At 31.6% G+C, this 7,136-nt stretch carries 10 protein-coding genes and 2 tRNA genes; 11 read left to right on the top strand and 1 reads right to left on the bottom strand.

Features of this window, described 5'->3' with window-relative positions:
- Nucleotides 1-30: 30 nt before the first annotated feature.
- From rpmH to TDSAC_RS08915, 11 genes are all read left to right on the top strand, one after another.
- The gene (rpmH, locus tag TDSAC_RS08965; protein WP_108310261.1) at nucleotides 31-177 is read left to right on the top strand and encodes a 50S ribosomal protein L34; all 147 of its coding nucleotides are present in this window, start codon (nucleotides 31-33) and stop codon (nucleotides 175-177) included.
- A complete protein-coding gene (gene rnpA, locus TDSAC_RS08960; protein ID WP_199919811.1) occupies nucleotides 167-508 on the top strand; it encodes a ribonuclease P protein component in 342 nt (113 codons plus the stop codon). The genes rpmH and rnpA overlap by 11 nt, the downstream gene beginning before the upstream one ends.
- Nucleotides 481-735, top strand: coding sequence for a membrane protein insertion efficiency factor YidD (yidD, locus tag TDSAC_RS08955; protein WP_108310256.1), 255 nt, complete (start codon nucleotides 481-483; stop codon nucleotides 733-735). Before rnpA ends, yidD begins: the two co-directional genes overlap by 28 nt.
- Complete coding sequence (locus TDSAC_RS08950) at nucleotides 735-1,379, top strand: YidC/Oxa1 family membrane protein insertase (protein ID WP_199919810.1); 645 nt, start codon at nucleotides 735-737, stop codon at nucleotides 1,377-1,379. Before yidD ends, TDSAC_RS08950 begins: the two co-directional genes overlap by 1 nt.
- A complete protein-coding gene (gene jag, locus TDSAC_RS08945) occupies nucleotides 1,376-2,017 on the top strand; it encodes an RNA-binding cell elongation regulator Jag/EloR (protein ID WP_108310252.1) in 642 nt (213 codons plus the stop codon). The genes TDSAC_RS08950 and jag overlap by 4 nt, the downstream gene beginning before the upstream one ends.
- A 37-nt stretch (nucleotides 2,018-2,054) precedes the next feature.
- A complete protein-coding gene (gene rsmG, locus TDSAC_RS08940) occupies nucleotides 2,055-2,627 on the top strand; it encodes a 16S rRNA (guanine(527)-N(7))-methyltransferase RsmG (RefSeq protein WP_199919809.1) in 573 nt (190 codons plus the stop codon).
- Between the two features lie 46 nt (nucleotides 2,628-2,673).
- Nucleotides 2,674-2,748: transfer RNA gene (locus TDSAC_RS08935), tRNA-His, on the top strand.
- A gap of 6 nt (nucleotides 2,749-2,754) precedes the next feature.
- Nucleotides 2,755-2,831, top strand: a tRNA-Arg gene (locus tag TDSAC_RS08930).
- Between the two features lie 118 nt (nucleotides 2,832-2,949).
- Nucleotides 2,950-3,735, top strand: coding sequence for a molybdate ABC transporter substrate-binding protein (gene modA, locus TDSAC_RS08925; protein ID WP_199919808.1), 786 nt, complete (start codon nucleotides 2,950-2,952; stop codon nucleotides 3,733-3,735).
- 24 nt (nucleotides 3,736-3,759) lie between these two features.
- A complete protein-coding gene (modB, locus tag TDSAC_RS08920; protein WP_108310241.1) occupies nucleotides 3,760-4,452 on the top strand; it encodes a molybdate ABC transporter permease subunit in 693 nt (230 codons plus the stop codon).
- The gene (locus TDSAC_RS08915; RefSeq protein WP_108310393.1) at nucleotides 4,439-5,095 is read left to right on the top strand and encodes an ATP-binding cassette domain-containing protein; all 657 of its coding nucleotides are present in this window, start codon (nucleotides 4,439-4,441) and stop codon (nucleotides 5,093-5,095) included. The genes modB and TDSAC_RS08915 overlap by 14 nt, the downstream gene beginning before the upstream one ends.
- A 12-nt stretch (nucleotides 5,096-5,107) precedes the next feature.
- Here TDSAC_RS08915 and TDSAC_RS08910 read toward each other — a convergent pair whose 3' ends face one another.
- Nucleotides 5,108-6,946 (bottom strand): chloride channel protein, encoded by a 1,839-nt coding sequence (locus TDSAC_RS08910; RefSeq protein WP_108310239.1) that lies wholly within the window; start codon nucleotides 6,944-6,946, stop codon nucleotides 5,108-5,110.
- Nucleotides 6,947-7,136: the final 190 nt, after the last annotated feature.

The following is a 7,136-nucleotide window of genomic DNA, read 5'->3' as shown; positions in this document are numbered from 1 at the left end:
ATTTTAAAAATTAAGTTTGAGGTGATAGTTGTGTCAAAAAGAACTTATCAACCAAAAGTTAGAAAAAAATTCAGAGTGCATGGCTTTCTTAACAGAATGAGCACTAAGGCTGGTAGAAAGGTTATTAAAGCGCGAAGGATGAAAGGTAGGCACAGGCTTACTGTTAGTGCTAAGTAAAGGAGCTTTACTAAATAACCCACAGGGAATAGCGAAGACATTTAATTCTAAGAGAATAGAAGGCTTTTTTTTCACCCTTTTTTACAGTCCTTCTGAATATTTTAGGATTTGTGTTATTGTGTCTAAAAAGGTTGCAAAAAGTTCTGTAAAGAGAAATTATATGAAGAGATTTATTAAAGGTTTTTTTGTGAAAGAATTTTTATATAAGAATGAAAAGAAGGACTTTTTTGATATGATATTCTTAGTGAAAAAGCCTTTTTCTAGAAAAAATAAAAGTGAGGTTTTAAAAGAGTTAGAAGAATTATGCAAAAGTATATATGTTACTTCTTAATCTTTTTGATAAAATTTTATCAGAGATTTCTTTCTCCTATAAAGGGAAGTAGTTGTATATTTTATCCTACCTGTTCCGAATATGCAATTATAGCTATTTCAAGATTCGGACCCTTAAAGGGTAGTTTTTTAGCAATGAAAAGAATATTGAGATGTCACCCTTTTAATCGAGGTGGTTACGATCCGGTTCCAGAGAAAATTATTAGTTCGAGAGGAGAAATAAAATAGTGAATTCCTTTTTTAGCTGGTTAGATACTAACGTTTTTCATCCTATCTTTTATTCTTTATTAGGTTTTTTACATGATTTTGGTTTGGTTATTATTCTTATTACTCTTTTAATTAGAGCTTTATTGTGGCCTCTTAATCACATATCTCTTGATCAGATGAAAAAGATGCAAAAACTACAGCCCAAAATAAAGGAGCTTCAAGAAAAATATAAATCAGACCCCCAAAGATTACAAACAGAAATGGTAGCTTTTTATAAAAATAACAAAATAAATCCTTTTGGCGGGTGTTTGCCAATGCTTATTCAATTACCCATTCTTATTGCTTTTTATTATTTTTTACTTAGTCCCGAATTAAAAAGCATTATCGAACAAACACATTCTGCAGTTAACTTCTTATGGATTAGTGATATAACTGAAAAGGACCCATTTTATATTTTGCCTGCTTTATTGATGATAACAACTTATATCCAACAAAAAATTACTACAAATACAGCTGATAAAATGCAAAGACAAATGCTTTTGCTAATGCCACTTTTTTTGGGATTTATATCTATTCAATTTCCCGCAGGAATATTAATTTATTGGAACGTTTCTAATATAATTGGTATTATACAATCATTTATTGTAATGAGAAAGCATGCATGATGATTAAAGAAATAGTCGTTAGTGCTAAAAGTAAAGAAGAGGCTATTAAAAAAGGACTCGAACTACTTGGTATTGATGAGGATTCTAAATATGATTTTGAGGTTTTAGAGCTTCCAAAAAAAGGGCTTTTGGGTATAGGGTCAAGAGAAGCAAAGATAATTTTAAGATATTCACCCACTATTGATGAGTTAATTTCTAAAGTAATGGAGTCTTTAATAAAGGAAATCCCAAATAGCAGCTTTTCTATAGACTTTAATCTTAATGAAAATGTCCTTTATGTCGAAGTAAAGGGTGAAAACTTAGGCTGCCTTATAGGTAGACACGGATTAATTTTAAAATCTATAGAGTTTTTATTAAATAGAATTGCAAAAGTTAATTTTAATAACTATCAGGTTAATCTTGATATTAATAATTATTGGAAAGATAGAATTTCATTTTTATATGAGTTATCCGACAAACTTGTAAAAAAGTGTATTAAATATAAGAAAAAGGTTGAATTTTTGCCACTGCCAGCTCATGAAAGAAAAGTAATTCACGTTTATCTTTCAAAACGTAACGATTTAGCTGTTTATAGTGTTGGTGTAGGTAGAAATAGACATATAGTAATTGAACCGCTAAATAATGACAAAAAAAGATGAAATATTATTCGATAGTCGAAAATTTGATTTATTATTTATGAAGTATTTACCAAATTTTACTGAATGTTTAGATAAGATTAGTATATATTCAGAAAAACTCTTTTTATATAATAAAAGACACTCTTTAGTTTCGTTTAATACTGTTGAGGAATTTTTTTTTAAACATGTATATGATTCTTTGTTACCAACTTTGTTATGTCCAACTTTTTTTAATGCAAAAGAATTTCTTGATATTGGTTCTGGTGCAGGAATTCCTGGTTTGATTTTGTCAATCTGTTTTCCTGAAAGTTTATGGGTATTATTGGAGCCAAAATATAAAAGAGTTGTTTTTCTTGAAGGATTAATTTTAGAACTTGGTATAAAAAATGTTATTGTTCTACAAGAAAGACTTGAAGATATAAGAGAAATTCCTGAAAAAGTTACTTCGAGGGCAACCTTTCCTTTAAAAAAAATGATATCAATTTTGAAAGATCGAAGAAATCTTACTTTAGCTTTATGGCTTGGGAAATCTTTTGATAGTTCTGTTTTAAATAAGCTTGATTATGAAACATTTAATTACGCTTTGCCAGAAAAGTTTGGAACAAGAAAATTTTTGTTGATTAAACTTTAATTTGACAATTATAAAGTTTTTAAAATAAAATGTATAAGACAGAGTGGTGGATGTAGCTCAAAGGCAGAGCACTGCACTGTGGCTGCAGTTGTTGGGGGTTCGAGTCCCCTCATCCACCCCATTTTTTGCGCCCGTAGCTCAGTTGGATAGAGCGACGGACTTCGAATCCGAAGGTCAGGGGTTCAAATCCCTTCGGGCGCGCCAGGGTCTCCGAGCTATTTTGTCTAAAACGTTATGTCATGACAGGTAGCCTGAGTTTTTATACTCACGGGGTATGTTTGGAAACGAGCATGCCTTCACACTTTTGAAAAGGAGGAAAAGCGTGAAAAGAACCTTTTTTGTTTTGTTTAGTTTTTTGCTTCTTGTCTTGGTTCTTCCACTTATATCTGGTTGTTCTTCTGGTGAAAGTAAAAAAATAAATCTTACTATTTCTGCTGCTGCAAGTCTTACTAGTTCTTTAAATAAGATTATTGATATTTTTGAAAAGGAGCATCCAGATATTAAAATTAGCGTTAATTATGGTGCTTCGGGTGCTTTAAGACAACAGATTGAACAAGGTGCAAAAGTTGATTTATTTTTACCCGTTTCAGTACGAGATTTACAAACTCTGGAATCAGAGAAGCTTGTTGATCCATCTAATTCAGTCGTTTTCGCAAAAAATATTCTGGTACTCATTGTCCCAAAGGGAAATTTGCTTGATATAAAAAGCTTAGAAGATTTGGAAAAATCAGATGTAAAAAAAATTGCTATTGGTTCAATTCCTAGCGTTCCAGCAGGTGTTTATGCTAAGGAAAGTCTTGAAAAAGTTGGGATATTTGACAATTTAAAATCAAAATTTGTTTACGGTAAGGACGTTATACAAGTTTTAGAATACGTCAATACTGGAAATGTAGATGCTGGTTTTGTTTATAGAACTGATGCTGCTACCTCAAAGGGAGTGACGATAGCATATACTGTTTTAGATTCAATTCATAAACCCATATTATACTATGCTGCTGTTGTCAGTTCGACAAAATATCCAACTGAAGCAAAAGAATTTATGAATTTTCTTTTAAGCAAAAAAGCACAAGAAATATTTAGTGAATACGGTTTTTTACCGCCTAATTAAAAATAGTTATTTGTTGTTAAATTTATGGATTTTGTACCAATAATTTTATCTTTGCAAGCAGCAGGGATTGCATCCTTTTTTTTAATTATTTTTGGCATTTTGGTTGCAAAATTTATGTCAGAAGTTGATTTTATTGGTAAGGATTTAGTAGAAGGTTTTTTGATTTTACCATTGGTGGTACCTCCTGTTGTTATAGGTTTTATACTGCTTGTTTTATTAGGTAAATATGGGCCCATTGGAATGCTTTTAGAAAAACTTTTTAATACATCTATTGTTTTTACTATTTATGCTGCTTCTATAGCCTCTTTTTTGGTGGCTTTTCCTTTGATGTATAAAAGCGCTAGATCTGCTTTTGAAGGTGTAGACGAAAATCTTAAAGATGCTGCAAGAACTCTTGGAGCTGGTAATTGGAAAATTTTTTTTACAATTACTTTGCCCCTTTCTTTACCTGGACTAATATCAGGATTTATTTTAGCTTTTGCGAGAGCACTTGGTGAATTTGGTGCAACAATTATGGTAGCAGGTGATATTCCTGGAAAGACCAATACAATACCTATTCAGATATTTTTTGCAACTGAAAACGGAGACATTAAAGGTGCTGGAATTTATGTTCTAATAATATGTATAATCAATTTATTTTTAATATTTTTATCTAATAGATGGTCAAAAAACAAATTAAGTTATAGAAATGAAGAAAAAAATAATGTTAAGCTGTAATATTTTTAAAAAACTGTTTAATTTTGACCTTAATTTGGAATTTAATGTTTCTAATGAGATCTTAGTTTTTTTTGGGCCTTCTGGATGTGGAAAGACGACAACGCTTAAAATTATTGCAGGTTTAAAGAGAATGGATAAAGGGTATGTTTGTTTTGATGGCAAAATTTTTGATGATACTGACAAAAAAATTTTTGTTAAGCCTCAAGAGAGAAAGTTTAGTATGATGTTTCAAGATTATGCACTATTTCCTCATATGAGCGTTTTTAATAATATTATTTATGGTGTAAAGAATTCTAAAGATAAAGAGACTATTAAACGGGCTGAAGAATTATTGGAAAAGTTTAATATAAAACATTTGAGAAATTTATTTCCTTTAAAAATTTCTGGTGGAGAAAGGCAAAGGGTGGCTTTGGCAAGAGCCTTAATGACAGAACCAAATCTTATTCTGCTTGATGAACCTCTTTCTGCTTTAGACTATGAGATTAGGCTAAAGCTTGGCAATGAGCTTAGATCTTTTCAAAAAGATTTTAAAATTCCTTTTTTGCTTGTAACTCACGATCATGAAGAAGCTAAAAGAATTGGAGACAGAATTTTATATATCTCTTCTGGGAAAATAATAAAAGAAACCCCTGTTGAACATTGATTGACAATTTACTTATACTCCTGTAGTAGAGAGAATATCTTCACTTGTTTCTTCTCTCATAATTCTTCCAATGTCTGATCTGCTAATTATGCCAACTAATTCATTACTCATTTTATCTTTGACTATTGGTACTCTTCCAATACCCTTTGAGACAATTATTTTCATAAAGTCGTACAATGAATCATCAGGAGTTAATGTTATTAAATTTTTTGTCATTATATCCCTTGCATAGATTTTGTTTTTATCGAGTCCTCTTGCTTTCCATAGATCAGTTTTGGTTATCATTCCAACTAAAAAGCCATTATCGGTAATTGGAATGCCTGTGTAGATATTTTTTGTCATAATGTCTTCAATTTCAGATACTTTTAGATCTGGGCTAGCTGTGAGGGGTTTTTGCATTGCTTCCTTAATCTTTATATGGGTTAAATAGTGAGATATACACTCGTCCTGATATGCTGGTGAATCGATCCTTCTTTCTACTTGAGCGCTATATATACTTTGATGCCCTGAGAAAAAGTCAGCTATAAATACAGAAATCATTGAAGGGATAAGTAGGTCATAACCGTGGCTCATTTCCGCAACCATAACTATTGTTGATAATGGAGCTTTTGATACTGCTGCGTAAACTGACATCATTCCTACTATAGTAAATGACGTGATATCAAGATTATTGTTTGAAATTATGTTTGATAGAAAATTGCTAACAGCAAACCCTGTAAGTCCGCCTGAGACAAGCGATGGACCAAATACGCCTCCTGGGCTATTGAAACCTAAAGTAAAGCCTAATGCTAATATCATTGCAATAATTCCAATAATTGTAAATTGAGGCGTTATGATATCAATCCTTTTATCTGTAATGAGCTGGATCCAACCATAACCACTGCCAATAACCACAGGACTTATAATCCCAATTGATCCTGTAACGAATCCTCCTATTGGTTGAATCATATATTTAGGTACTGGCAATATGTCTGCAAGTTTTTTTGATAAGAAAAATGATGTCATTATAGATTTTGCAACTAACATACAGGCTAACCCAAGTATTATATACTGAAGTAGTACTACTATTTTAAAGTTTTTATATGCATCTACATGAACGTAAAACAATGGTTCAAACCCAAAGGTAAGGCCCACACACGTATATGCAATTATTGCTGCAATAAAGCAACTTAACATAGATTGTATTTCAAAGTCTTTTTTATAAAATACTTCAGCGCCTACTATGGCTCCGGCAAGAGGTGCTCTAAAGACTGCCCCAAGCCCAGCCCCCAATCCTGCTGCTAGGGCTATTCTTCTTTCTCTTTCACTTAAATTTAATTTTTGTGCTATAAAAGAACCCAGCCCTGCACCAATTAAAGACATTGGCCCCTCTCTTCCAGAGGTTCCGCCTGCACCAATTGTTAGTGTTGAAGCTAGAAGTTTTATAAAAGTTGTTTTTATATTAATTATTGCTTTTTCAAAATGATATGCTTTTATAGCTGCGTTTGTTCCAGCACCACTTGCTTCTGGTGCAAATTTATATATTAATAATCCTGATATTAAACCGCCAAGCGCAACGCTTACTGGAAATAAATAGGGTCTTGCAATAATAATATGATATAATTCTGGGTTCCCACCTTCTCCTGTAACTTCCGGTGGATAATAGCCAACCAGCATATTCAAGAAAACAACAGAGGTATAATGTAAAGCTAATAAAAACGCTACGGCTGAGATACCAACTGCAATTCCTATTAGTACTGGGACATAAAGATACCTTTTTGCCTCCTTTGTTCTTACTTTGTCTACAAAAGGTATGTTGTCAAGATTTTGAAGAAAAATGGTTAAGTTGTTTTTTAAATTTTTGTTTGTCAAATTTCCTCCGAAATTTGTTTATACTTTTGTGTATTATACTAATATTTATGCTCTATAGTACATAAGAATTTTATTTTATTGTATAAAAGAACATTTATTAAATTCATCCTAAATAAATTAAAATTCTCTGTACGTTTTCTTCTTAACTCTTTATTTCCTTATAGGAATAAATAAATGTTTATCAAGAAAC

The sequence above is a fragment of the Thermodesulfobium acidiphilum genome (genome assembly GCF_003057965.1).
In the GTDB taxonomy this organism is placed as follows: Bacteria; Thermodesulfobiota; Thermodesulfobiia; order Thermodesulfobiales; family Thermodesulfobiaceae; genus Thermodesulfobium; species Thermodesulfobium acidiphilum.
The sequence above is the reverse complement of the archived record's forward strand: the minus strand, read 5'-3'. Positions and strand labels throughout refer to the sequence as shown.

Excerpts from the sequence above, each read along its gene's own strand:
- modB (WP_108310241.1), top strand. The coding sequence starts at position 3,760 with ATGGATTTTGTACCAATAATTTTATCTTTGCAAGCAGCAGGGATTGCA.
- yidD (WP_108310256.1), top strand. The coding sequence starts at position 481 with ATGCAAAAGTATATATGTTACTTCTTAATCTTTTTGATAAAATTTTAT.
- rsmG (WP_199919809.1), top strand. The coding sequence starts at position 2,055 with ATGAAGTATTTACCAAATTTTACTGAATGTTTAGATAAGATTAGTATA.
- TDSAC_RS08915 (WP_108310393.1), top strand. The coding sequence starts at position 4,439 with ATGTTAAGCTGTAATATTTTTAAAAAACTGTTTAATTTTGACCTTAAT.
- jag (WP_108310252.1), top strand. The coding sequence starts at position 1,376 with ATGATGATTAAAGAAATAGTCGTTAGTGCTAAAAGTAAAGAAGAGGCT.